At 37.0% G+C, this 23,665-nt stretch carries 34 protein-coding genes and 3 pseudogenes; 4 read left to right on the top strand and 33 right to left on the bottom strand.

The window, feature by feature from the left end; genetic code table 11:
* Window positions 1–53: 53 nt before the first annotated feature.
* The 5 genes from G634_RS0111510 to G634_RS0111490 form a co-directional block, all read right to left on the bottom strand.
* Entirely contained in the window at window positions 54–296 is a 243-nt protein-coding gene (locus tag G634_RS0111510; RefSeq protein ID WP_026505407.1) for a hypothetical protein, read from the bottom strand.
* The gene (locus tag G634_RS0111505; RefSeq protein WP_026505406.1) at window positions 289–1,464 is read right to left on the bottom strand and encodes an AAA family ATPase; all 1,176 of its coding nucleotides are present in this window, start codon (window positions 1,462–1,464) and stop codon (window positions 289–291) included. The genes G634_RS0111510 and G634_RS0111505 overlap by 8 nt, the downstream gene beginning before the upstream one ends.
* Before the next feature lie 415 nt (window positions 1,465–1,879).
* The gene (locus G634_RS0111500; RefSeq protein ID WP_026505405.1) at window positions 1,880–3,214 is read right to left on the bottom strand and encodes an ATP-binding protein; all 1,335 of its coding nucleotides are present in this window, start codon (window positions 3,212–3,214) and stop codon (window positions 1,880–1,882) included.
* 392 nt (window positions 3,215–3,606) lie between these two features.
* Window positions 3,607–4,806 (bottom strand): flavodoxin family protein, encoded by a 1,200-nt coding sequence (locus G634_RS21225; protein WP_051233897.1) that lies wholly within the window; start codon window positions 4,804–4,806, stop codon window positions 3,607–3,609.
* Window positions 4,807–4,965: 159 nt separating this feature from the next.
* Window positions 4,966–5,292 carry a hypothetical protein gene (locus G634_RS0111490; RefSeq protein ID WP_051233895.1) on the bottom strand — a complete coding sequence of 109 codons (327 nt, stop codon included), beginning with the start codon at window positions 5,290–5,292 and terminating at the stop codon, window positions 4,966–4,968.
* A 258-nt stretch (window positions 5,293–5,550) separates the two neighbouring features.
* Between G634_RS0111490 and G634_RS0111485 the strand changes: the two genes are divergently transcribed.
* On the top strand, window positions 5,551–6,630 hold the full coding sequence (locus tag G634_RS0111485; protein WP_026505403.1) for a helix-turn-helix transcriptional regulator: 1,080 nt from the start codon (window positions 5,551–5,553) through the stop codon (window positions 6,628–6,630).
* 87 nt (window positions 6,631–6,717) lie between these two features.
* On the opposite strand, the gene G634_RS22155 is transcribed toward G634_RS0111485, so the two are convergent.
* From G634_RS22155 to G634_RS0111390, 20 genes are all read right to left on the bottom strand, one after another.
* Window positions 6,718–6,807 (bottom strand): hypothetical protein, encoded by a 90-nt coding sequence (locus G634_RS22155; protein WP_196805361.1) that lies wholly within the window; start codon window positions 6,805–6,807, stop codon window positions 6,718–6,720.
* 7 nt (window positions 6,808–6,814) lie between these two features.
* Window positions 6,815–6,991 (bottom strand): VirB6/TrbL-like conjugal transfer protein, CD1112 family, encoded by a 177-nt coding sequence (locus G634_RS21630; protein ID WP_242826813.1) that lies wholly within the window; start codon window positions 6,989–6,991, stop codon window positions 6,815–6,817.
* Entirely contained in the window at window positions 6,978–7,721 is a 744-nt protein-coding gene (locus tag G634_RS19010) for an alpha/beta hydrolase (RefSeq protein WP_051233893.1), read from the bottom strand. The genes G634_RS21630 and G634_RS19010 overlap by 14 nt, the downstream gene beginning before the upstream one ends.
* A gap of 114 nt (window positions 7,722–7,835) precedes the next feature.
* Window positions 7,836–8,741: an SIR2 family NAD-dependent protein deacylase gene (locus G634_RS0111470; RefSeq protein WP_081676601.1), complete on the bottom strand. Its 906-nt coding sequence runs from the start codon at window positions 8,739–8,741 to the stop codon at window positions 7,836–7,838.
* The gene (locus tag G634_RS0111465; protein WP_026505401.1) at window positions 8,725–9,537 is read right to left on the bottom strand and encodes a protein-ADP-ribose hydrolase; all 813 of its coding nucleotides are present in this window, start codon (window positions 9,535–9,537) and stop codon (window positions 8,725–8,727) included. Before G634_RS0111465 ends, G634_RS0111470 begins: the two co-directional genes overlap by 17 nt.
* A 97-nt stretch (window positions 9,538–9,634) precedes the next feature.
* The gene (locus G634_RS22010; RefSeq protein ID WP_242826811.1) at window positions 9,635–9,799 is read right to left on the bottom strand and encodes a nucleotidyl transferase AbiEii/AbiGii toxin family protein; all 165 of its coding nucleotides are present in this window, start codon (window positions 9,797–9,799) and stop codon (window positions 9,635–9,637) included.
* A 90-nt stretch (window positions 9,800–9,889) separates the two neighbouring features.
* Window positions 9,890–10,360: a type IV toxin-antitoxin system AbiEi family antitoxin domain-containing protein gene (locus tag G634_RS19005; RefSeq protein WP_242826810.1), complete on the bottom strand. Its 471-nt coding sequence runs from the start codon at window positions 10,358–10,360 to the stop codon at window positions 9,890–9,892.
* 6 nt (window positions 10,361–10,366) lie between these two features.
* Window positions 10,367–10,453 (bottom strand): hypothetical protein, encoded by an 87-nt coding sequence (locus G634_RS22150; protein WP_442855643.1) that lies wholly within the window; start codon window positions 10,451–10,453, stop codon window positions 10,367–10,369.
* Between the two features lie 11 nt (window positions 10,454–10,464).
* Window positions 10,465–10,692, bottom strand: coding sequence for a hypothetical protein (locus G634_RS19000; protein ID WP_051233891.1), 228 nt, complete (start codon window positions 10,690–10,692; stop codon window positions 10,465–10,467).
* 49 nt (window positions 10,693–10,741) lie between these two features.
* Entirely contained in the window at window positions 10,742–11,107 is a 366-nt protein-coding gene (locus G634_RS0111445; protein WP_026505400.1) for an Imm1 family immunity protein, read from the bottom strand.
* A 54-nt stretch (window positions 11,108–11,161) separates the two neighbouring features.
* The gene (locus G634_RS20420) at window positions 11,162–11,515 is read right to left on the bottom strand and encodes an Abi family protein (RefSeq protein ID WP_051233889.1); all 354 of its coding nucleotides are present in this window, start codon (window positions 11,513–11,515) and stop codon (window positions 11,162–11,164) included.
* A gap of 587 nt (window positions 11,516–12,102) precedes the next feature.
* A complete protein-coding gene (locus G634_RS20415) occupies window positions 12,103–12,765 on the bottom strand; it encodes an HD domain-containing protein (protein WP_026505399.1) in 663 nt (220 codons plus the stop codon).
* 251 nt (window positions 12,766–13,016) lie between these two features.
* Complete coding sequence (locus G634_RS0111425; protein ID WP_026505398.1) at window positions 13,017–13,763, bottom strand: N-acetyltransferase; 747 nt, start codon at window positions 13,761–13,763, stop codon at window positions 13,017–13,019.
* Between the two features lie 56 nt (window positions 13,764–13,819).
* The gene (locus G634_RS18985) at window positions 13,820–14,407 is read right to left on the bottom strand and encodes a GyrI-like domain-containing protein (RefSeq protein ID WP_442855642.1); all 588 of its coding nucleotides are present in this window, start codon (window positions 14,405–14,407) and stop codon (window positions 13,820–13,822) included.
* 159 nt (window positions 14,408–14,566) lie between these two features.
* Window positions 14,567–15,037, bottom strand: a complete 471-nt coding sequence (locus tag G634_RS20410; protein ID WP_051233884.1) for a GNAT family N-acetyltransferase — start codon at window positions 15,035–15,037, stop codon at window positions 14,567–14,569.
* Window positions 15,038–15,158: 121 nt separating this feature from the next.
* Entirely contained in the window at window positions 15,159–15,605 is a 447-nt protein-coding gene (locus G634_RS0111410; protein WP_026505397.1) for a serine hydrolase, read from the bottom strand.
* 4 nt (window positions 15,606–15,609) lie between these two features.
* A complete protein-coding gene (locus tag G634_RS0111405; RefSeq protein WP_026505396.1) occupies window positions 15,610–15,999 on the bottom strand; it encodes a hypothetical protein in 390 nt (129 codons plus the stop codon).
* Between the two features lie 68 nt (window positions 16,000–16,067).
* Entirely contained in the window at window positions 16,068–16,400 is a 333-nt protein-coding gene (locus G634_RS0111400; protein WP_242826809.1) for an AAA family ATPase, read from the bottom strand.
* 315 nt (window positions 16,401–16,715) lie between these two features.
* A complete protein-coding gene (locus G634_RS0111395; RefSeq protein ID WP_026505394.1) occupies window positions 16,716–17,192 on the bottom strand; it encodes a pyridoxamine 5'-phosphate oxidase family protein in 477 nt (158 codons plus the stop codon).
* A 10-nt stretch (window positions 17,193–17,202) separates the two neighbouring features.
* Window positions 17,203–17,523: a DMT family transporter gene (locus G634_RS0111390; RefSeq protein WP_026505393.1), complete on the bottom strand. Its 321-nt coding sequence runs from the start codon at window positions 17,521–17,523 to the stop codon at window positions 17,203–17,205.
* A gap of 311 nt (window positions 17,524–17,834) precedes the next feature.
* Between G634_RS0111390 and G634_RS0111385 the strand changes: the two genes are divergently transcribed.
* Window positions 17,835–18,413 (top strand): hypothetical protein, encoded by a 579-nt coding sequence (locus G634_RS0111385; protein WP_026505392.1) that lies wholly within the window; start codon window positions 17,835–17,837, stop codon window positions 18,411–18,413.
* Between the two features lie 17 nt (window positions 18,414–18,430).
* Window positions 18,431–18,574: a hypothetical protein gene (locus G634_RS21220; protein WP_155830574.1), complete on the top strand. Its 144-nt coding sequence runs from the start codon at window positions 18,431–18,433 to the stop codon at window positions 18,572–18,574.
* Window positions 18,575–18,903: 329 nt separating this feature from the next.
* Here the strand turns inward: G634_RS21220 and G634_RS0111375 are convergent, their stop codons facing one another.
* The 5 genes and pseudogenes from G634_RS0111375 to G634_RS18970 all read right to left on the bottom strand — a co-directional run.
* A complete protein-coding gene (locus tag G634_RS0111375; protein WP_026505391.1) occupies window positions 18,904–19,737 on the bottom strand; it encodes a DUF2716 domain-containing protein in 834 nt (277 codons plus the stop codon).
* 68 nt (window positions 19,738–19,805) lie between these two features.
* On the bottom strand, window positions 19,806–20,117 hold the full coding sequence (locus tag G634_RS0111370; RefSeq protein ID WP_026505390.1) for a hypothetical protein: 312 nt from the start codon (window positions 20,115–20,117) through the stop codon (window positions 19,806–19,808).
* 100 nt (window positions 20,118–20,217) lie between these two features.
* Complete coding sequence (locus tag G634_RS0111365; protein ID WP_026505389.1) at window positions 20,218–20,484, bottom strand: hypothetical protein; 267 nt, start codon at window positions 20,482–20,484, stop codon at window positions 20,218–20,220.
* Between the two features lie 29 nt (window positions 20,485–20,513).
* Complete coding sequence (locus G634_RS18975; RefSeq protein WP_051233882.1) at window positions 20,514–20,921, bottom strand: GNAT family N-acetyltransferase; 408 nt, start codon at window positions 20,919–20,921, stop codon at window positions 20,514–20,516.
* A gap of 321 nt (window positions 20,922–21,242) precedes the next feature.
* Window positions 21,243–22,244: pseudogene (locus G634_RS18970) on the bottom strand (ABC transporter ATP-binding protein); the annotation flags it as partial.
* A 3-nt stretch (window positions 22,245–22,247) separates the two neighbouring features.
* On the opposite strand from G634_RS18970, the pseudogene G634_RS22005 reads away from it, so the two are divergent.
* Window positions 22,248–22,454 (top strand): annotated as a pseudogene (locus G634_RS22005) (ISNCY family transposase); the annotation flags it as partial.
* A 284-nt stretch (window positions 22,455–22,738) separates the two neighbouring features.
* On the opposite strand, the gene G634_RS18965 reads toward G634_RS22005, so the two are convergent.
* From G634_RS18965 to G634_RS22145, 3 genes and pseudogenes are all read right to left on the bottom strand, one after another.
* Window positions 22,739–23,074 carry a GIY-YIG nuclease family protein gene (locus G634_RS18965; RefSeq protein ID WP_051233880.1) on the bottom strand — a complete coding sequence of 112 codons (336 nt, stop codon included), beginning with the start codon at window positions 23,072–23,074 and terminating at the stop codon, window positions 22,739–22,741.
* Between the two features lie 184 nt (window positions 23,075–23,258).
* Window positions 23,259–23,573 carry a helix-turn-helix domain-containing protein gene (locus G634_RS0111340; RefSeq protein ID WP_026505388.1) on the bottom strand — a complete coding sequence of 105 codons (315 nt, stop codon included), beginning with the start codon at window positions 23,571–23,573 and terminating at the stop codon, window positions 23,259–23,261.
* 1 nt (window position 23,574) lies between these two features.
* Window positions 23,575–23,665: pseudogene (locus G634_RS22145) on the bottom strand (IS607 family transposase); the annotation flags it as partial.

The following is a 23,665-nucleotide window of genomic DNA, read 5'->3' as shown; positions in this document are numbered from 1 at the left end:
ATACATTATTCATGCATAAAGTCTACAAAATCTTATCAGCATTGCCGCTATTTCTACCAATCAATTACATCAAAGAACTCTTCAATGTTACTGTCACGCTTATTAAGAACATCCTGATCATAATTAGTTTGTTTGATTATGATGTCAAACGTCTTTTTCTTGATTTCGTAATTGTTGGAAACCAATTTATCCTGCTTTCTGATAGCATCTAGCAGAGTTCTATATGAGTTGTACTCGGTATCACCTTCGCAGAAAATGGCGTACCTTTTCTTAAGCACTCTCTCTTTTCTACTCAAAAGCTGTTCCTCCCAAAATTCCCTTCATGTAAAACTCATATACCTTAGCAGTCTCATATCTAACCTCAGGGAAATCTGCAAGCGAATACAGCTCTGACGTAAGGCTATCCTTGCTCTTTGTCTCAAAATAAATTTGTTCCTTCATATATGTCTTAAGGTTCAAATGCAGTACGTTGTGTGTAGAGAAGATGAACTGCCCCTTGTGCTCCTCGCCATTTACAAAGGCAACAACTCTGTCTGACAGAATGGGATTGAGAACCCTATCCATCTCATCAGCAAACACAACCCTGTTCTCATAAACCACTCTGAATATCTGAACTGCCCAAGCAAAAAACTCCCTTACACCAGTTGAATCCTGCTGAAGCTCTCTGCGGATTTCATTTTCCTCAGCATCTTTTCTAATTATCAATGACTTACCATAAGGTTTGTCATTATCCACTTCTATGCCGCAGATACTGTAGTCGACCATCCGGAATATATCCAAAAAGCGGGAATCTCTCATGATCTTGATATCCTCATCTCTGCCTACTGGATTTTCGTCCTGGTCCTCTGGAACCGCCCCAGGAAGAAGTATATTCTTGAACCAGCTCGAAGTCTCAATAGCATCCGCATTACCAAGAAGTGCCAGCTTGCTTATAAAAAGTCCATAGCTATTATTACTATTCTTTATTGCAGTAGTAAGTTCAGAAGCCTTTCCCTCCTTCTTTTCATATTTTCCGGATTCATCTCTGGTAACAGAAAATAAACACGAAAAGGTTCCTTTTCTCTTGCTCTGCTTATAAAGCCCTTCGCTTGTGATTCCATTAGAATCGATTCCCAGGCAATACTTGTAGACATGTTCCTTTTCTGATATGAAGCAAATCTCAAAACGCTGTTCAGGATCCTTATCTGTCAAAAAACTAGATGCATTGACATATGCACCTACAGACTGCACCTGGGAATTAAAATCTATGAGTGATTTCAAAAACTTCAAACTTCCTATGAAATTGGATTTACCACCTGCATTCTCACCGACTATAATTGCTGTCTTCAGAAGATCGTACCCCACACCTGTAGAAGTATAGTTGTCAGGATATCTCGACTTAACCTTGCTGTTTGGTGCTTCCATACTAAATTCGCTCTCGACATTGAAAGAGCAGAAGTTATTGAACTTAAAGCTTATCAGCATCTGGCAACCTCCTTTTTCTCGTTTGCAGCTCTATTATAACACAAAATCTTTCACCTAAAACAAATTTTTGTTTTAGGTGAAAGATTTTGTGGCCATTCGAGCCAATAAAGATATAAAAATATCTCAAAATAACACTTAGGTGCAAAATACTGGATTCTGAAATAAAACTAATTGTAGCCATTTCAATAATAGTACGTTTGGTCGTACTTTATGAAATGTACTCCGCAAGCGCCATCGCTATCCGGAACTTTTATCGGAAATTCCGATAGAAGTATCATCAAGTTCTCCTTCAGAAAGAATATTATTCTACAAACGATATAACGAAATATACCTACTTTGAAAGTATGAAACTTCAAAAATAGGACTGTTAACTACGACAATTTTTACCTCTTTTCCTTACGACGTTAATTTTCGATCAATCCATTTTCTTTAAATACTCTTTCATCTTGAATGCACAAAAATATGGAAAAGTATATATGTTATTTGCATTACCAACATTGAAGTCTCCCAGCTTTATCCCATATGAGATATCGCTATAGTTCTCATTTTTTATCAGCGAAGATAATGATTTTGACTGGTCACTATTTGACTTAACTTCGACTGGAATCAAATTATTCTGAGTCCTTACAAAGAAATCTTCCTCTAATGTTGAGTTTTCTTTCTTATAATAAAAGAGTCCTAAACCTTGCTTAACAAAAGCCTCTGCCACAAAATTTTCGTAAAGAGCACCTTTATATACGCCAAGGTTTTTATTAACTCTCAAATCCTCTTGGGCTTCCACGTCTAGTGCAGATACCAATAATCCAGTATCGGGATAGTACAGCTTATATTTACTTTCCTCGATATTTCCCTTTAATGGCAACTCAGGATACTGCAAACAGTTACACTCAGTTATAACGCCAGCATCAATAAGCCATTCTATACATCCGGTATATTCTCTTGAACGGGCATTCTTAGAAATTTTATTAAACTGAAACTTCTTGTTTTCCTTTGCAAGCTGAGCAGGAACGCTTCTATAAACGCTTATAATTTTAGTTTGATCAAGACCTTCTGCATACTTTCTTACGTCTTCTTCGTAATCAAGCCTAATCTGTTCCTGTACATCGAGAGTTCCAGAAAATGTTCCGGTTTCAATATATAGTTTTACGACATCCGGCATTCCTCCTAGTACACAATAATCAAGAAATAAACTCTTAAAAACAGCTAACTCATTATCATTAAATGGCTTTAGTTCTACCATATGAGATAAGATTGAGTCAATCTGCTCTTGATTATAGCCCTTAGCCCAAAGGAATTCCTCAAAGTCCATTGAATACATCTCATAGTCCGTTTTATGCCCAACGCTATTACTATGAATCTTCTTATAATTAATTCCTAGCATAGAACCACTACAAATAACGTCATAATTACCATCTATCTTAAATGATTTAAGTGTCGTTGCTACATCGGGGTTTTCCTGAATTTCATCAAAAATGATAACTGTTTTGTTAGGGACAAACTTTATAGATGGATCAGCCAATGATATATTCTTTATGACACTTGCAACATCATATCCATCTGCAAGAATTTGCGAGAATTTCTTCTCTAAAGCAAAATTTATATATACAACATTCTCATAATTAGCCTTAGCAAAATGCATGATTGATTCTGTTTTACCAATCTGTCGTGCCCCCTTTACTATAAGAGGTTTATGCGCTGGATCCGCTTTCCAATTACTTAAATAATCATCAATCTTTCGTCTGTAATACATTTTCTTTACCTCCAAGCACATATTATCACAAAAAAATAGCCACTTCAATAAATGGCATCACATTTTATGAGGCACTTTCAACGTTATTCATCACATTTTATTCTAAAAGCAAGACGCTTTTTATACCCACTTATGCCGGAATCTGTTTAACACAGGATGAGCACGCAACTCTCAGGTATTTTGGATAAAAGAAAAAGACCAGTTTCCCGATCTTTCTCAATAATAGTATTATGTTTCTCTTCTTCAATTAGAAGTTACTAAAACGCTTTTGTTAAAATATGTTTTATTAAAAATAATTTTAGCATAGTATCATAGATGTCCATGTATAAGAAAAACAACCTTACCTTTTCAATATTGGTTCCGGAGCAGCATCTTCTCCTTCTAGATACCAATTATATATAGCTCTTTCCAATTCTATTGCGCCATTCCCCATAATCCCCCTCCATCAACACCTCTCTCTTACTCAACCCATTTCTCTTAGCAGTCTTAGTCCAGCCGTGGTTGCCATAAACAAGATATAAAAAGCGAGAGAACTTATACGCATCTGCAAATATATCCGCAACACCCTCTGAAGCTGAGATTGCTCCTCCCAATTTCTCAAGGGCAAGTGCCACATCTCTGGCATAAGTCTTGGAGGCATCAGGGATCTTAATCATCTTGCCAAGCATCTCGCCGGCACCGACAGCCACTCCGCCGCAGTACTCGTAGCCGCATTTCTCAGACCATGCTTTTACCATGCCTAGCAAATTCTTGATCTGTCTGCTTTCATAGAAGCCCATATTAGCCACAACATAGATCTGCTTCTTGATAGCCCCACTCTGCTTCTCCATTTTTTCCATCTTCTCCATAAGTCTCAAAACAGAAGATGGTGCTCCATCAGCATATAAAGGCATTCCGAGAATTATCTTTTGACAGGATGACAGGAGCTCCACTAGCTCATCATATTTACCAATGTATGACACCAGATTTACGGTCTCTGTTTCTCCTTCAATGCTCTTGTCCAGTCTTCTCAGAAGGTTTCTAGAATTGGAATTGTCGCCTCTCATACTGCAGTTTAACAGAACCACTTTGCCGCTATTTTCCTCAGCCTTTTCAGTTCCAACTGCCACATTATCTTTTTCCATTTCCTCGAAACTAATACCCTTGATGGTTGCGTAGAAGTTCTTGCAGAACGCGATGACGTATGTTCTGGCAGCCTCTTTCTCCGCATCTGTCAGGTTATTACCTCTGAAGATAAAAGAGAACTTTTTGCTCTCGTGATATCTCCTTCTATGATGCATCTCACCATGACTGATTGTGAGATAAGGCAGAATATAAGCTATGCTGCGGTCGAATACATTTTTGACAAAAGAGCTAAATCCACCATAAGTATACTTGCTGATTACCAGCACCTCGTCCGCTTCATGGATCAGCGCGCCCATCCTCTCGTAGCCATCTTTTATAGCGCATACTCCAGGCTCTTTTACCCAGCATGCGAAGCAGCCTGTACAAGGTTTAATAGTGCCGTTGTCAGAAATAACCTCCCATCCTTCATACTTGTCTGCCACCTTGCTCCACTCTTCTGTTGAGAGATCATGAATTAGTAATTTCATCTTGTTTTCCCCATTCTTTTTATTTCGTTTATTGCTATACTTGTTTTCATGACTTTATTCTACATGGAACTCGCACTAACTATAATACACTTGTTGTATTAGTCGTAAAAGAAAAACTTTCCATTACGGAAAGTTTTCTAAATTATCATATGTAATGTGTTACTCCTCAACAAACTGCCTTTCAATATAATTCACCGCAACTCTGCCATCAGCAAACTCCTGGTATATAGGCTTGCCACTAGAATACGTAAGGTGGTATATGCGGTAAAACCTATCATCATATGTAAAAAGGACATCATCATTAGAGTAGCTTCTAGCTAATGCCCTAACATTGAAATCAGGTGCCAGAGCCAACTCTTTCCTCAACTCATTCTCAAAGAATTCACTCTTAAGCTCTGTCCCCCAGTTAAAATCTTCTCCGTATTTCTCCTCTAGTTTTCTGATTTCGTCTATAACATCATACATGCTTTTATTCACTATCCCCATCCATTCTCATGCTTTCTCTATTATGCGCCCTATGACATTAGCAGTGCAACGTAAAAGAGCTATCGCACATCAGCACGACAGCTCTACCACGAATAATTTTGCTGCCAGATGGTTCTGAAGAATTCGATATTTTCTGACTTATAAGCAGTTGTATAAATTAATAGTTTAGTATCAAACAATTAATTGATTATTGGTCTGCTACATATTCTTCGATATAATGAAATCACACCGGTGAATTCATCTAAGGAGAGCTTAAATATGAGGATCATGTTAGGCAACAAAATTAAGGAATTACGTAAAAGAGACAGAAGAACGCAGGATGATCTTGCAACAGCGCTAGGAATAACAAATCAAGCTGTATCACGATGGGAAGCAAACAAGGCATATCCGGATATGGAGATGATTCCTGCAATAGCAAACTACTTCCATGTTTCAATAGATGAACTGTTCGGTTACAACAATGATCGTGAAAGTACTCTTTCAAGATACATTGAGAAAGCGAACAGACTATTGGAGCCAGGAGTTACTCCTGATAAAAAGCAATTAAAAAGGCATGAACAGTTTCTTCGAGAAGCATTATCTGAATTTCCAAACGAATGGCATTTGCAGGAAAGACTGGCTATGATTCTTTCGATGATTGCATCGAATGACAAAAGAAAAAAGAATGAAACTGCTGCATTAAAAGAAGCTGCCAAGCTATATGAGCAAGCTTACCAGAACTGTGACGATATTCACATGAAAGAGCTTATTCATTCCTCGCTCATTGGAGTACTTGGCAGGCTCAGAGATTATCAGAAGATAGAAGAAATCGCCCTTCAAAGTTCTTCTCTATCAAGTTGTCGTGAATTGGTTCGTACAGTGATGATACATGACAGCAAATATGATCGATATGTAAGTGAAGCCCTTCTGTCACTGCTTCATCAACTGGCAGATTTGCTAGATATGAATTTTGAGCATTTTGCAACTGCCAATAATCCAGACATATATCTTTCACTTGCTATGCTTTATAAGTCAACTTTTGGAGATGGTAATTATGGTTGGTTTAATAGTGATATATGCCTGCTTTATTTGAATGCAGCGCGTATTTGTAACAGGAATAAAGATTATAAACAAACCTCAGACTGTTTTGGAAAAGCCTATGAGCATGGCACTAGCTTTATGGAGGCCGCTAAAGAACCTATAAAAAGGCCAACCAACGCAGGTGTAAGTGACGCAGTTGAACTACCTTCACGTTTTGTTTATATCAGCGAAAGCTTATTCAAACAGTATATCGGGCTTTTCTCAGAAGATGTCATTTCTAAACTGCGAAGCAATCCCAAGTACGCAGCAATTCTTTAATCAAGAATACTACCGGTATTTGTGGGCGGAGCCCACAAATGCTGATAGTTATAGTAACTGTCGGTATGGAAAATAAAATGCCGCAAACTATGGAATCCTTGCTCGCAATGGCACTTGCACGTAACAGTAGAAATCCCGGAACTTCTTTTTCCTATCCATAGAGATTGCATTAAACACGATGTGGTTATGGATATGGTTCTTGTCCGTATAGCTGTCCGACGGACATGGCCTCTAGTGTGGAACGCATCTGCGCAAGTTGGGATGCATTCACTGCAGTAGAGTTTTGGATAGTGTTTCCGCTCTGGGAAATCACATGCCTCGCCACATCGAAGATTGCCATGGTGATATCAAAGCAATGCATGATCAGCATTACTGCTACATACGTCTTGAATTCCATTTGAAGAATATCCATTAGGAAAGCCCGCTAATGATTCTGCTTCCATCGGCGACGCATACTTTATTTGCTCATTTGTATATTCCTTTAAATAAGCTTTCCAAAACATCTTATTTCGGCGAGAATCCCATACTGGCGTATCTGTATACTTTTCCATTGATGCCGTATTCATCCGCCTATCTAAAACTGGATAAATCAATAGATTGCCTTTAGGGCAAGGAACATTTCTATCCTTTGACATCAACGTTACTGCCACCGAGATATTTGCACCAGCACTATCCCCCGCCAATAGTATCTTATTTTTACTAATACCTAATGCATCAGCATTATTCAATACCCATTTGTATGTTTCAAAACAGTCCTCAATCGCAACTGGAAATTTATACTTTGGCAACAAACGATAATCAGCAAAAACCACCTTGCATCTAGCTTTTGAGGCATACCATTTGGCTATTTGATAATGAGTTTTTGATGCTCTCAATAAAAAGCCTCCACCATGGTAAAAAATAATACAAGGCAATTCCTTCTCAGCATGCTTTGGTTCAATCAAAAAAGTTTTTAGCCTTGCACCATTATATCCGTGGATATAATGTTCTGTTACAAGAACATCATCATCTGATTTACATGAATACATCTGAAAGAAGACATTCACTAATGGATATAAATATATTTTAGATGGAGCTTTTTTCTTTCCCATTTTTGAAAGCTCCTTGTTTAAATTGTATTTCATAACATGTTCCCTACAAACTGCGATTGTTATTTTAACTATCCTCCATTATACCGAATCAACCTCCATCAAGGAATGTACAATTCAAAATGAGCGCCAAATCTCTTGTAATATGTTTGCAATATCACCATCAATACATATACTTCTATCTGCAATTTCCTCAGGACAGAATGCTTCACCAAAATTTACGCAGGCATATACAGCTTTATCATTTGCCAATGTCATCTGCCAGAATGGATACTTTATAATTACAGGCGTATTAGCTCCTACGCCCAGTTCAAGGTAAAGTACATGGTGATTCTCATATCTACTAATAAAATCAGAATATGCCGCAGATGCCCTATGCCATCCTTCATCCTCGACAAAAGAATCATCAGCTCTCAAATTCATAGTCATATCAGAGCCGTCATCAAGGCACTTGGGAATCAGCTCAGAAGGAATTTCCATTAGTAGCTTACCGTCAATCGGTACCTGAAATACTCCCTGATCATCTCTTACAAACCCTTGTGCTTCCATAGCTTTCATTACCCAATCTTCATTATCAAAGGTTTTCTGAATAGCAGGATTCACGCTCTGAAACAAACCGTAATCACCCTGAGTATAGAACAGTCTTTTCTTGTCAAAACCTGCTCTTTGAAACTGGTGATCTACATTTGTTGTGATAACAAAATAATCCTTATCGGAAACCATCTTAAGAAGATCACTATACACTGGCTTTGGAGCATCAATATATCTGTTGAAATAAATATGTCTCGCCCACCAAGCCCAGCGTATTTCTTTACTAGGAAACGGATAGAATCCTCCTGAATATATATCTCTTATTCCAAATCTTTTGGCAAAGTCATAGAAATATTTCTCAAAACGTTCTCCGCTATATGTTAAGCCAGCAGATGTTGATAGTCCGGCACCTGCGCCAATGACAATGGCGTCTGCTTCCTTGATTTCATGCAAAAGCCTTTTTATTTGCTCTTCATCATATAAGTTTTTCATAAATGGCCTTATCTTCATCTTTGAAAACATTGAATATCACCCTTTCTACCTTACCAGGATTATCACGGAGCCATTCTGATACAGTCTTAACCGCAATCTCAGCAGCTCTCTCGTTAGGAAAATGAAATACCCCTGTTGAGATACAGCAAAATGCAACACTCTTCAGGCCATTTTCAGCACACATATCCAAAGTGTTTCTATAGCAGTTCTCCAAATCCTTTTCCAATTCAGGAGTAAGTTTGTATTGAACAATTGGTCCTACTATATGAATAACTTTCTTTGCCGGAAGATTATACGCTTCAGTGAGCATTGGAACGGCGGTCGGCTGCTCATAATCTCTTCCATATCTGATTCGAAGTTCATTCATCTGCCTGTTGCACTCAGCTCTTAATTGCACTCCTGCAAAAGTATGGATACAGTTATCTATACAGGTGTGCATCGGAACAAAACAGCCAAGCATCTGCGAATTAGCGGCATTAACAATAGCATCCACCGAAAGTCTTGTGATGTCTCCTTGCCAGATAGAAAGTCCATCCCTGATAACCGGGATGTCTGATAAATTCACCACACCCTTTTCAGCTGCTCTTTCTGTCAGATATTCATCCTGTACTTTCATGACTTCAGAAGATAATTCTTTTGGCATACGGATATTCATTAGTGACCTTAATATTCGTCTTTTATCTTCCGTACTATTTGGAGTCTGTAATTCCTTATATTCATCAGAATCTGCCTTGAACTCTTCTACAAGATAATCAAGACGTTCTTCCTGTGTTGATTTTTTAGCCTTAGTTTCCATATTCCACATCCTTCCAAGAAAGCATGTTGCTTGCAACATGCTCGCGCCGAGCGCGGTTGCTGAAGGCAACATATTCCTATTGATGTAGTCGCAATGGTTACAACATCTCAATTTTTTCAAAAAAAAGTGATTTTACAGTAGTATCTACATCCATAGTTGAACGCATATCCACGCCAACTAATGAAGACACTAGAAGGCCGCCCTTTAGCACAAAGTTATCTCTATACTTTGATAGAGAAACTCTCTCCAAAAGTCGTTCCATCAGATATATTCTCAGCATTATCTGGGGTTTATCACTATTTCCACCTACCTTGTTTTTTTATCTTTGCCTTTACGGCTGTAGCACTTTTAATCATAATAATACCTCTGTATATTGTCTCACCTTATCTGAAATCCCCATAATCTCCGAATATTTCATAAGGTTATGAATATTTTTATCACCATTAGTAAAATAAGATGTCAAAGCCATTTGAAATACTTGAATATCCATCTTTTTTTTATTCTTGATAATATCGCAAATACAACGTTCTCTGTCATAGATTCGTACTGTATTTCCGGTGAATGTCTGTGCATGCGTTAATCCAAGCTCTAACCACTCCGATCTTACCGTATGAACTACAACGCCATTATCTTTTAGATGTTTCGCATTATATCCTCTCCCGACAGTAATGACCGGCGAAAAAGGTTCTCTATCAGAAAGATTATGCATGTACAAAGCGGACTCATGTGAAAAAACAATTTTCCTGTTACGAAGCTGCAATAAATACAATCTATCTTCCCAAGCATCAGACGAAATATATACACCAGGTGCTAGTTTTTCCATTTCATTCTATGCCTGAAAATATGAAACGGCAATTTCATGCGCAGTCTTCATGAGCTTGCTTGCGATACCTTGTCTCTCATAATTCCTATCCACCCCAAGGTCTGTCACGTACAACCAATAGCAGAAATCTGTAAGCCCAAACACCCCCCAACAATTAGACCTTTATCATTACGCGCAATCAGGCTGATGGAAACATTCTTGACAAGCTTCCTGATTCGTTCTTCAAAACGCTCTTTTGGATATTGTGACCCCAAATCCGTCCTCTTTAAAAAATCAACATATTCCTCAACAGTAATGCGTTCTTCCGCAATATGAATCCAATCTTTTTTCATTTCTTCTTATCCTTTTTACTAAAAGATAACCATTCCATCAAACTTAAAGTTATAACTCTTGCCACTGAATACAAGCTGGTCTTCCATAAGTAGCACAAAATTCCCTAATGCAAGAAAACGCACTGTTTAAACTGATGACCGCATTGGCATCCGGCTTCCATTCTTCCCCATCAGCCATAAAAGTAACCTCTTCTTGATTTTCCTCATTATAAGACAGCCACATATCACCTGTATCATTTTGAAAATAATTAATAGCTGCATATTCTCCGCAAATACATATAGTTATACAGGGATAGGATTGCTTTCCGCTAATCCATAGTTCAATATTATCCTTTGCTGATGATTGTACAAATTTTAATACATCATCTACTGATTTGAAAGAATGATCGCCTTCATCTGTACTTACAGTTATCATGTTGTCCTCCTGCAAATATTCCTGATTTACCAATCTATCAAATTATATAATCACTCAACAAAAAGGAAAAGTATTTACTATTTTAGCCATACATAAAAAGCCGCAGCCCAAGGATTTATCATTCCCAAACTGCGACTCTTCTATGCTTTTCTCACACCCGAAATATTCAGGTAAAGATCTCATTTCTTCATCGAAATAGTAGAGATTTACTATCTCTTCAAAAGTAACACCTCTAAGATATTTTCCAGACGGCAAGTGCTTAAAAGGTTGCTTATATCCGCCAATCAGAGAATAATAGCTTATTTCCTTTAATTTATTCTCAGCATAGTTCCTGTCCTGAATTATCAGGTCCTTTTCTATTTCAAGCTTATCCAACTGTTGCTGATATGTATAAAACACTTTTGCCACAAAAAGTTCCTCCAAAACAAAAAAGAGAGCTCACGCATGAACTCTCTGGACCGTGGGCATCTCGAGATTCCACAGCGCATCCACTACCTATAATATACAAGTAATCAACCTTTTTTCAACAACTTTTTTATTACTTAAGCATTCCCATTTTATTGTATATTTTATATTGGGTAAAAATACAAACGATAATTAAAAATCTGTATCTCCGCTATACGCGATAAGTCTTCTATAGTTGCTTTTCTTATCATAGAGTAAACACCCTCTTCTGCTATTTACGTTCAAATTTAATGCTTTATCAAGTATCTCTTTATGATCAAATATCCGTAAAAGAACCAGATATAGAAATACCACAATACCAGCGTAATTGCCGGATATTCAATGGCAGCAAACTTCATAATTACAGCAATGATGATTATGAACAACGAAAAAAGATGTATCCATATGGTCTTTTCTTTTCTGTCAGCGAATAAATGAAGTATAGTCGCCGGCATAAATGAGTAATCCTGTCGCACTCATACATGCCTGGTCCTGTTCTAAGAGCAACTGAGTATCCCTTTTTGCCTTCTTTGATTGAAGCATTCATTGTTTTATTCAAAGCCTTTATTAGCCTGCGCTATTATCTGTTCAAGAAGTTCAATTCTCTGAATTAGTTCTTTATCCATCATATCCTTGGCAGTCTTAGTTCCCCTTGGAAGTGTCATGTACCATCTAGCTATATCAATCTGCTTTTGACAGGATTCGATGATCTCAACATTTGTCTTTTCGTGAACAGAGCTGCCCATAGCCATTGCAATCCTGATAATATCGAATCTGTCGATATCATCGCTGTCTCTGATGGTGGTCTGGAATACGCTCATATCCTCAGGTAACGTGTCAGTCAGATTATGCCTTCCGATTCCCTGCACTATTTCTTTTGCCATATCAGGATCATAGCCTATTCTGGCAAGATACTCTGCGGCAATATCGGCGCTTACCTGTGGATGTATGCGCCAGTCGTCACCACATTCTCTGTAGCCAACGTCATGAAGAAGGCAGGCAACAACAGTATCGGTGACAGGGAGGTTCTCAGCAATCGCAATCATTCTGCCGTTTTCTGCAACTCGTATTGAATGTTCGTAGCGATAGAGCATGTCGCCTCTATCGGGTGTTGGCCCTAACATCTCATATACAAATTTCTTGGTAGTTTCTATCACATCTTCTGTTTTATTGTATCGATCAAGTATCTCTAGTGCTCTTTCTGATAAAGACATTTTGTATCCCCTTTATTTGCTTTTTTCTTTATGCCCTATTTCGTTTATCTCAACGACATCTCTTTTATCAAAAACTATTTCCACAATGTTAGGCATCCAGTCATTAATCTTCCAAGAATGCGCATCTCATCTGCATTTCTTTGATGATACTATATTGAAGCGCAAGAAAAAAGAGGTTTTCACGAATTACTATCGTAAAAACCTCTCTGCGACTCTTTTTCTGACATGAATCTCGCATCAACTATGTATTATTACTTTCCAATCTGCTTAAGGAATTTCTTATCATTCATCTGCTCGTTGGTCACGTACTCGCCATCACAGAAGAAAGAATATGTTGTAATAGGAGTAGGCGCATTCTGGGCTTCGTCTCTACTTTGGATCTTGATTGCTTTGAACGGAATGTTGTTCTTCTTAGCTGTTTCTTCCAGGACTGGAACATACTTAGCATTGAATGGACACTGGTTTGTGTAATAAAGCACATAGCCTTTTTCATCTATGTGTGGATGCTTGGCACATTCCTTGAAATCTGGCTTATCAGCCTTCTTATCAAATGGCAGGTACCAAAGCTGAATACCATTATCAGCTTCATCGCATACTTCAAAGCCTTTATATTTCAAGAACTTAGGATCCGCAAGAAATGGCTTTTTCTTGGCTGATGAAAGAATGCAAAGTCCTTTCCTACCCTTTTCCTTGCTGTCTGCAACGCAGGCATTTAGAAGCTCTGTGGAATAGCCATGTCCTTTAAAAGAGCCAGAAACCCACAGGCAATCTATGTACATATAACCATCAGCCTCAATAGGGATCCATGCACTCTCAGCAGGAATGTACTCAATAAAGCATTTGCCACGCTCCGCGCTCTTTAAAAAGACAAGTCCCTCATCGAATCTATCTGCAAGCCAGGCTTTCTTTGATGAAACCTGAACGTCTTTATTATTGGATATAGCGCAGCAAATGTGCTCTTCCTCTAAATTGTCCTTGGTAACTCTAATATATTCCATGATCATTCCTCCAATTTACATTACCAGATTTAGTTATTTCTTTGGGTCAGTCATAGTTAGAAGTTACTTGTATCTTTCTGCTTTATAGGATGTCTTATCACAGTTTTAAGTTTCTCCGGAGCTACCTTCCTTGCATCACTAAGATATATTTCATGGTGAAGTCTTTTATCAGTAATGTCAAGCTCGTAGCCCTGCTGCTCAATAAATTCGTGCATCATCTGTACCGTTGCAGGCTCATCATCATAGGAGCCGATATGCATACACTGTACACACAAGCCTTCCTCAACGGTTAGGAACTCCACCTTGGAAAAATCCATTTTCTTTTTCCTTGTAGCCTCTGCTATCGCCCAGTCAAAATCCTGCTTGGTAACAAAGTCTGGAAGACGGATTACAGAAATCCAGTGGAAGTTCTCTTTGTGGGCATAATCAATACCGTCCACGTCCTGCTGCCACCAGAAGCCTTCCAAGGGCGGAACAACATAGTCAAAATACCCTTCTATCTGATGGTCACCCTTCTTGCTTAAATCTCCAAGCACTATCTGGTATGCATGATCCAGCAAATCCATCAGAATATTATCCGGCACCTCACCATCTGCTTTAACAAAATTCCAGTGAACCTTGTTCATGTAATACCCTGGAATTATATCTTCATTATCTTTCACTCCACTAAAATCATATCATTGCAAACACGACATCTATATGTCATGTTTATTATAACATTTTCTTATTTGATATAAAAAAACTCTATCTCATTACAAGATAGAGGCTAAAATTATATGATTATATTCCGGTATAAATGACTATCAGCATTTCTTCCAAACACTTTTACTGATCTCATATACTCCGTCATGATATGGGCCTTCTCCGGTAAAAAAGGTTTCGAATCCACATTTTTCAAGAACTCTGCCTGATGCTTTATTCTCTATAAGGCTAATTCCATAAACTTCTGCTATGCCAACTCTATCTGTTATCACCGGAAGAAAAGCTCTTACTGCCTCTGAAGCATAACCTTTTCCAGTGTACTGTTTTGCTACATGATATCCTATTTCCCATTTACCATCATCGATTGGAACCAACTGCACATAACCGATATTCGTTCCTTCTTCCTTTGTAATCAGTGCATAGATAAGAGGTCCTTCAGTAGAATTATACTGCGTCATTATAAACTCTATAGTTTCCTTGGCATCTTCAATTGTCTCAAAAACTTCATCCGGAACGAATCTCCTATTATCCTCATCAAGTGAGTTTTTATGGACATCCATTGCCATATCCATAGTCATTTCTCCTCGTATTAGAGGCAATAAACTCTGACATAGAAATTGTCACAGAACGAATAGAAATGAACTGGGAGGCAAAGGATCTCAGTGACCTTTGCAAGATAACTTTCGAGATAAATCAAATACAAACAAAAGTTGCATTGTAACTCTTTGTAGCCCCGTGGTGTACAGTTTCCGGATGTAAATTCCAACCTGCATAGTAATTATTTGCATCTGTTATCTGAAAAGAATTAAAATCTATTTTTTCCCTGACATACCTCATCCATGTAACCAAATCATTAGTGTCAGAAACAAGATAGCCGGCTGCAGTATTTCCATAATAGGTTGGCGCATCATATTGCCACATTCCAAAAGAGCCATCCTTACGTCCCGTAAAGATACGCTGTTTGTCAGAGTATGAAGTCCTAAAAAATGACTCATTCATTCCTACATCTTTAAGAACAGTCTCTGTAATATAATCCTCGTATTTTTGACCGGTAACATTTTCAATAATAAGTGCAAGCACATCATAATTGATTGTTGCATATAATTCGTTGGTACTATTTTTGCACCATTCAAGAAGCATAGTTTCAAAGGATTTCCAAATATTGCATCTTTACGACATTTTCATTAAAAAATATAAATGCCTTGTGTGATAAATCTGCTATAGGATTATAATGGAAAATCATAATAAAACATATACCCAAGGCAATGGTATAACTAACCAATATAGGCCATATCTTATACGTTAATTTTATTTTTTTATTCAATAAATCTATAATCAACGGAATAATCATTATGATTACAAAAATAGCGCTAACTATATTATTTATTAACCTTCCCGCTTCTGTATAACATACTGCGTACATAGTACCATCGCCAAAATCTACCGAAAGTGAAGGTTCCTGAAGATTAAATCCATAAAAAAAAGATATAAATATAAAACCATAAATAATAAATAATAATAATTTCTTTCTCATCATGTCCTCTGGCAATTTGAAGTTAATTTCATTTTATGCAACGCAGTGTAGTAATCTCAGATTACTTGTTAGCGATAGCTGCCTGAACAGCTGTCTCTGATTCGACTCCCCTGTTTGCCCATAATCACATCTATAAATGTAATCTTCGCTTCAAGATCATCTACATATGGTTTTCTAATTTCAGAAACAAACTGGATTTCATCAATAAAAACGTAATATCTTTTTTTATCATCAATAATCTTTTCTCTAATGTATTTATCTAATTCAATAGGATTACGATATTTTGCATATTCCAAGGTATCCAACGCAAGGGTGATAATATTACTTTCTTTTACACCTTCAGACAATAAATACTCCTTGTAAAGTTGAAATAATAATACCGACTTGCCACATCGTCTCATTCCTGTAATGATTTTTACACGACCATTATTTCTTTTTTTATTAATTGATCTAAATACTGCTTTCTTGCAAACATTTTAACCTCACGACATTTTTGCGGTTATCCGCACTTTTTTCATGTATACATTATAACATTCCTAACCTACATCACAACAGTTCACATGAAATTTTTGCGGATATCCACATTTTTTTCATGGATAATAATAGACCAGTACGAATCTGGACGTCCCTAGGGTACTGGTCTATGTAAGATTTTATTTAGTTTTGTCTGACAAACTTAAATTGTGCGATTAACTTTGAATATCTTGGTCGCCCATTTATGACTCATTAACTAACTTTCCTGTCATATGCTCCGGAACCAATTCCAAGAACTGAACATTTCTGAAAGAATTCCTAATCTCGTTCTCCAGATAAACCTTATCATCTGTAAACTTCTTTGTAAGCTCTGAACAAATTTTAAGCGCCACTTCTTCATCTTCAACCAGATGAATTCTACCAAAAGTGATTACACTGGTGATATTTAGTGCCCAATCTCCTTCTTTACGAAAGCCATCATTATAAACACAATAGCTAGCCTTATCGCAAGTCTTGATTGCATCTATCTTGTGCCCAGCCTTTGCTCCATGGAAATAAATCTTACCATCATCCTCACAATAATAATGGTTAATTGGCATTCCATATTGATATCCATCATCGCCTATTACAGATAAAACACCTCTCTTGGTACTTTTTAAAATATCAATGCACTCAGCTTCTGACACCTGCTGTTTAAATCTACGCATTTCTCTAAACATCTCAAACACCTCATTCTTTCGCTAAAATCTTAAGCCCAGCTATTCCAATTACTATCAGAATAACACAAACCAACTGTGAAACTGACAGTTTTTCATTGAAAAAGAAAACGCCTAAAAGTGTCGTTCCCAATATTCCAATACCAGTCCACATAGCATAAGCTGTACCCAATGGAAGCTGTTTTAAAGCTATCGCTAAAAACACTGCGCTGGCTATATAGCCTATTCCTGTGATAATAGATGGAATAAGTACTGTAAACCCATTTGACATTTTCATTGCTACAGCCCACGTAATCTCAAGCAAGCCCGCAATCAACAAATAAATCCACTTCATAAAAATACCTCCATATAATAAAATACGCCATTTCCTTACCTGCTAAGACCTAACGGTAAAGAAATGACGTGAATCCCACTACTCGGTAGCAATAGGCGTCTGTGTATTCTGTTTCAACAAATATACTTTGTAAAGTGCTTTGTTGTCAATAAAATATTCGAATATTACGCGCTAATAACCTTTTGACCATCTCGTAATTATGTTAAATTTGAGTTCGATAAAGCTGCTGAAACTATTATTGCTTATACTGACACATATTACGGAGCTTATCATGAATATGATTTTGAAGGAAACAGGCTGGAGAATCAAAGATGAAAAGATATAAAGACAAAGGCTTACTTATATATAGCCTCTCAATTATGATTGTAGCAGTTCTTGAATTTGTTGTACCGTATAGACCTGGAGCGCTTAGTATACTGTCATATGGTCTCATGCTTGTAAAGATTCCGCTTGTTTATCTAGCTATCATGAATATACAGGCTATTGACAGTGAGTCCCTTTTGAAGAAATCCGTACTTACTTTCAATGTGCTGCTTGGTATATTCATTATTGATTTTATAGCCAATATTTTCTGTACATTTAACTTCTATTCTGCAGATATTGCACTTATGGCATTTGACTTCAGATTATTCTTTATACTTTTTATGCTTGAGATTTTGACAGAAAGCATTGCAGTATTTGGACTATTGAAGAATGCTAGTGTTAGGAACACAAAAATTTCATGGGCAGTTACAAATGCGATATTACTTGTAGCTCTCTTCTGCCACATGGAGCAGTATTTTATTAGTTGGGAGTTACCAAGGATAATAGATATACTGATCGTTGTTTCGACTATCATCAGAGTATTCCTGCTTGTGAATATAAGTAGGAACGTTGAAGAATATATATAATAAAGGAGAATTTAGCCATGAGCAATGTAATCAAAGTTTTGGCAGTAATTGTCTTTGTATTTGGCACAATCGTAACTGACACACCGGTCACTTCACCAAAAACAGCTTTACCTTCTTTTCCTCAAGCTGAAGCTTCATCTGAGTCACTCAAGCATCATTAGAAGCTCCAAAAAGAGTGACTAAATTCGGGAATTATTGATGGTTTAGTCAAAAATGAAAATATTTCAATGTATGCCTTATATAAGAAAAAATATAGCTATAGGGCATACATTTTGGTGCCAGTGAAGGTTTTCCATACGTAATGTATGCCTTTAATAGATACAAAGGGCTTTTAAAGGCATGCAAAGGCAAATCAAAGATCAATAATATATAAAAAATATGCCTTCAGAAAACAAACACATCTTGTTAAGGCATATTTTTAAAATTCCGCCCCGCACTTTGTCATCGTACATAATTCTGAAAAATATTTTCCACTATTGTACCCTTTTGTTCAGTCGATAAATATACTGGGCACATCCTGCTTTCGAAGCGATTCTTTCTCCATATCACTAAGAGGGCTCTCGTGAGATTGTCCATCACTTTTATACTTACCTGCTTCAATCTGGGCATAAAGATTCCCTATGAAATCCAGCCAATTTGAAGCATATTTCTTATGATTTTTTACTTTAAAAAAATCATAACCGCCAGCAGCATAAAAGACTTTAATTGCCTCATGCAAATAGCTTTTGTCTGATAATATGAATTCTTCAGGGACTGAAAAGCCTTCTTTATCCCATTCTTCGTAATGTACCAGATCGAACACATCCGGATTATTATTAAGCTTATCGAACTGCTCTATTAGCTCTTTTCCCCAGACTACAATCTCCTGCTTCCAGGGATGACCAAACATGCCATAGGTCCAGTCTTTATCTATGAAGAAATGATAATCTCCGTTCGGGTAATAAGTAGGAAAATAAAAATTGAAGCCGCCTTCCTCATAGCTGTATTGATATGGAATATGCTCAGAGGGATTGTACTCAAAACAGTCATGCTGATAATCAAGTGCATAGACTGCTCTGTCAGAAACCTTCTCAAACAGCGAATTCACCATCATTTCAGTTTTCTCATCCCAATAAGATGATGCTATCTTATATGCTTTACTAGGCTGTGGAACCTTTATCCAAGGATGGTCCCTCCAATCATCATATAAAGGTTTAAAGCAAAACTCCGTAAATAAGCGGTCCCATATTGTGTTGTATTCATCATCATTAATAATTCGTCTCATTATAAGCCTTTCAGTTTCTACAATTTCTTCGCCAGAGTTGAATAGATTATTTATATTCATTTCATATCACCGAATTAGTTAGATGGTCATATAAAACTGAAATATAATTTGCCTCTAAAAATTCCGATTTAGCAAGATTTTTCTGTACTTTTAGAAAACCTTATAAACTCATACGGTAATCCTATATCTTCAGAATATTTGCGAATCTCCATTTTTTCATTGTCTGTCATTTCATCATAGTAAGGACGATCAGATACTTTCCAATATGTTTGAACATCGTCTATTTTTAATATATCACCCCACGGGGCGATATATGATTTACCTACTATGTATTTTCCTACTTCTTTATATACTCTTGTTGTATAACAATGTCCTAAGTTATTTAAATAGTTTTGAATAGATTCATATTCATGTTCTGGGAATGAAATTTTTTCATACATATAGTTTTTCTCCTAATACCAGTTTCATTACATAAGTCAATTGTTCGTCCATATGTTTTATAGTCGGAATATGAATGAACACTGCTCTTCCCGAAAACAGTTATCTTTTATACGAAACCTTTCCAAGTTCGATCGGATCGCTGTTAAGGCTTACCCACTTCACTGCTAGCTCTTTCAACAGGTCAACAGGCTCCATGTCGCAGCAACCTTTACTGTTATTTATTTCAAGCGCAGCATTCCTTGCTGCTTCAATATCCGTATCCTCCAGCGGTGTTCCCATAGCCAGATATCTCTCAACTGCTTTAAGCATCTTGCTATATGAGCTGTCCCAGTTACAACCGCCGTTTCTGTATACTTCATCAGCCACCCTCTCTATTCTAGAAAAAGCATTCCAGACTACAAAATCAGAATGCTGCCAGCATTTCTAACGTCCGCTTCATAGAAAAAATTCTGCTTACCATACTTTTCTTTTGCAAAATCCAATAAATTAGAAAGCGCTTCATAGGCATAGCCTTTCCCCTGCTCTGCTTCTGCAATCCAAACACCTAATTCAGGACAGTCTTCCGAAAGACCATGCATCTCAACACTTCCAACAAATCTTTCATCGGAATCAAGGACTGAAAATAATAAAGTCTCTCCTCTTTCCATTTCGTCCAAAAATTCCTGTAAAAGCTCTCTCGCTTCATCAATATTATTGAACGGATCTGGCCATTGATACTTAGTAATCTCAGAATTGAATCCATCATAATATTCATTCAAATACTTCATCTCAAAAGGAACAATGTTAGTCTTATTTCTAGTCATACTTTCCTCCCAAAACCATTTTTATCTAATATATCGTTTTTCTGTGCATTAAGAAAGCCCTGTGGGAGCATTTTTTCAAATACCTCCACAAGGCCGATTTTTAGCTATTTTCCACGAGTATAAGCTGTTAATATTTCACATTAAGAATCAAGGCTATTTTCATTCAATAAAAAGTCCAACAGTCCCATAACCTTAATTAATCCATTATTTCGCTTACTTATAAGCTTATTTAAATATCTATCTCTTTTAATCTCCATAAATCTAAAACTCCTATTTTAGATTTTCGGTCTGAAAGGTCCTCATACAGAGGACCTTGGATATTTATGATGCCTGAACTGAAACCATATGAGCATAAACCCCTTTTTCTTCCATGAGTTTATCATGATTTCCACGCTCTACAATTTGTCCATCAGATACAACTAGAATCTGATCTGCATCTTTGATTGTCTTTAACCTATGTGCAATAACCAAAAGTGTTTTATTATTACATAATTCAGAAATTGCTTCTTGTATGGCACGTTCATTATCCGCATCAACACTAGCTGTTGCTTCATCTAAAATTACAATCGGAGAATCCTTAAGAATGCATCTCGCAATGGAAATTCGCTGCTTTTCACCACCAGAAAGAGAAGCTCCACCTTCACCAATCATTGTATCAAAACCTTCCGGAAGACCCATAATAAAGTCATAACATCTAGCTTTCTTTGCAGCCTCTATAACTTCTTCTTTAGTGGCATTAGGTCTTCCTATAGCTATATTGTTATATATAGTATCTTGGAAAAGATATACTCTTTGAAACACCATACTAATTTGGTCCATAAGGCTTCCTAAAGAAACATTTTTTATATCTTCACCCTTTACCTTAATGCTTCCATTCTTAATATCCCAAAATCTGGCAAGAAGTGATGCAATTGTAGATTTTCCACTACCTGACGGTCCTACAAGAGCTGTCATCTCCCCCTTCTTCATTTCAAACGAAATATTCTTTAATACATCTTTATCAGTATATCCAAAACATACGTTGCTATATTCAATAACTGAATCCGTGTTCTCATTAGTCTTTTTGGCTATTACCAAATCACCCTCATCTTTAAGTTCTTTTGCTGCAAACACCTCTTCTATTCTGTCTAAACTCGTTGCTGTTACAGTTAACCTTGTCATCTGTCCATAATAGCTTTTAATCGAAACAAACAAATCAAACGCAAAGAGTACCATGCCTACCATATAATCTGCAGCAATTTCACCACTTGTAAATAACCAGCCTGATACCGCCAGCATCAAGGAAGTACCTACACCAAATGTAAGATATAGTGCTCTGGACCAGCTAACACCTATAAGATCAGGACCACCGTAGAACGGGATATCAATCACATGAAGGACAACCTTTGTTTGGCTGGCCGCCGCGCTCAGAATGAGAAAACTTTGCATGCCGATCTGATACTTGCTGGAATCACTCAGCTAATATCTGTCGTGCTTGCTGACAAGATTCATCACCATGAATACATCAGAAGCCTCAAGCCTCTCATAGCATAGGACTTACCAACTTAATAAAGTGCTAGCCTTATTAAAGTGCGCCTTAAATAAGATTTATCAGCTCAGTTCACGTTACCGCTCTCAAAAAACGTTTAAGAACGCTTTTGTTAAGGTTACACATAAATTTCTAATGAGTTTCGCAATTACCTAATAACTTCTAAATATTCTAAAAATATCTCTACAGCTTCCTTTTAAGGATTTTGATACAGCCAATGATTTTCCGTAAAAAGGGCAGACACCTGATCATTTCATTATTAACTATGATACGACTTGTACCAGCACTCTCAGTTATTATTCAGCCCAAAGTCCTTAGTCAAAAATCTCTTTTTATAAGCGGTCTCCCTGTCTATCACATCTTTATTCGAAATCTTCATTGGTAATATCTGTAAGATTATGAATTTGTACTTGTCAAAATACTTCTCTCCATTAGCTTCATACAGCTTCAACAGTTCCTCATCATCCCCGTGACAAGTAAGTGCATATGTATTCCATCTTCCCCATATGCCTTCGGTGCCATATGCACTTCCGACATATTGTTTTCCTGTGTTACCATCAATGATCATGTAGATGCCTTTGACACAAGACAGCGGTTTATAATAATCTGGGTAGTGATTCTCCATAATTTCCTTTAGTTCTGCAAAGGATAGCTCAACATCATCATAATTAGTGAAGGGCTTGACCTTCCGGTTCTCGGCCTTGCTCCAAATCTCTTCAACAATAAAATCCCTGGCAGTTGCACTCGTATTATAAAAAGTAAACCCTGTCTTTCGTATAAAAACTATTCTATTAGCATATTCATCAAGATTAAGCTTTACTCTTTCCCAAGTAAATATTGTATCTGTTTCTGTTTTGATTAATCTGATTGCAAATCGATATCGACAAGTATTGTAAACCTTTGAAAAAGTTCTTATAGGCTATACATGCGTCTTTGATTGCCTGCTTGGTTACGTTGTTTGAAATATTTTTCAGCCAACTGTACTCATCAGAATTTCTAAGTCTTGTAAATTCTTTTCTAAGCTCTGAATCTGAAATGAATTTACCGCCTTTTTTATAGTTTTCATTTTCCTTGGCTAAAGCCCAGTTATAAGCAAATCTTGCGGCACCTGCATACTGAAACATCTTAGTGTTTTGCGCGTTGTTTGGTACGAGCATTACTTTTATGGCTTTTACCATCTGCTTCTTCCTCCTGTATCAATTCTTCAACAAGCTTC

Source organism: Butyrivibrio sp. NC3005 (assembly GCF_000424545.1).
In the GTDB taxonomy this organism is placed as follows: domain Bacteria; phylum Bacillota; class Clostridia; order Lachnospirales; family Lachnospiraceae; genus Butyrivibrio.
Note: the sequence above shows the minus strand (reverse complement) of the source record. Positions and strands in the feature narration are given on the sequence as shown.